Here is a 1,086-nt window from a genome sequence, read left to right as displayed (position 1 = left end):
TTGGCGGAGAGGCGCGCAGCCAGGCCGTGGCCGACGATCTGCTGGACGAAACTGTCGCCGACGGCGATCGAACCGGTGACCGCCAGATGCGCCAGCACGCTGCGCGCCAGGCGAAAGAAACCCAGTGTTCCCGGCCGCCCGCCATAGAGTTCCGAAAGGCGCCGGATGAGGCGCCCGGCCTCGAACACGACATAGGCTACGTCGACGAGCGCACGCGGACTGACGGCCGTCACCAGCGACACGCGTTTGGCGGCTTCCAGGATCATGATCTTGGCCCTGGCGTCGAGAGGGCCAAGGATCTCCGCCTCAGCGAGACGCACCAGATTGGCGCCATCGATGATCTCGTCGCGCAGATCGGCCAGCGCGCGCCTGCCCGCGGCCGTTTCGGGTTTGGCCGCGACGAAGGCCGACAGCTCGTCGACCACCAATCGCGCCGCCTTGGGATCGTCGCGTGCAATCGCATCGAGCGCACGTTTCTGCAGCTTTTCGACCTCGGCAAGCCGGGCGATCGCCAGGAACTCGCGAATCAGGATCACCACCAGCGCCAGCACGGCGACGGCAGCCATGCCGGCGGCCAGCCAACCCAGCCACTCGGCGCGCGCGAACAGATCGCGAATGAGCTGATCGGTCCACAGGCCGATGGCCAGCGAAACCAGCACCCCGAACGCGCCGAAGAAGATGGAGCCAAGCAATGAACGTTTCCTGCGAGCGACCGCCGGCGGCGGTTCGGCAGCGACGATGTCCGGCTCGTCGAACACGTCGATCTCCGACGGGATGACCAGCGCGACATCGCTCTTCACCGCGCGGGGCTTGCGCTGTGTGTCGGTCTGGACACGGCGCGCCTCCGGCGCCCCGGCCTGGGCACGGCGCGCCTGCGCCGCGTCCTGCTGCGATGTGGCCTCCGGTTCGATGCGGAATGCCGCCGGCTTGCGGGGCGCGGTCATGCCAGATGGTCTCCGATCAGGAACTGCAAGGCACGGTCGAGCCGGATATGCGGCAGTGACAGCATGACGCCCTCGGCCGTGCGCTCGAGTTTTGGCGGGCGAAATCGCACGAAGCGGATCGCCGGGTCGGTATTGTCCTGCC

At 67.9% G+C, this 1,086-nt stretch carries 2 protein-coding genes; both read right to left on the bottom strand.

Annotated elements, in window-relative coordinates; translation table 11 throughout:
- A partial coding sequence (locus FJ980_RS33720; protein ID WP_140547676.1) for a TIGR01620 family protein occupies nucleotides 1-944 on the bottom strand: 944 nt, incomplete at its 3' end.
- On the bottom strand, nucleotides 941-1,086 hold a 146-nt coding region (locus FJ980_RS33715), incomplete at its 5' end, for a YcjX family protein (RefSeq protein WP_181181422.1). The genes FJ980_RS33715 and FJ980_RS33720, both read right to left, overlap by 4 nt.

Source organism: Mesorhizobium sp. B1-1-5 (assembly GCF_006443065.1).
Lineage (GTDB): Bacteria > Pseudomonadota > Alphaproteobacteria > Rhizobiales > Rhizobiaceae > Mesorhizobium.
Note: the sequence above shows the minus strand (reverse complement) of the source record. Positions and strands in the feature narration are given on the sequence as shown.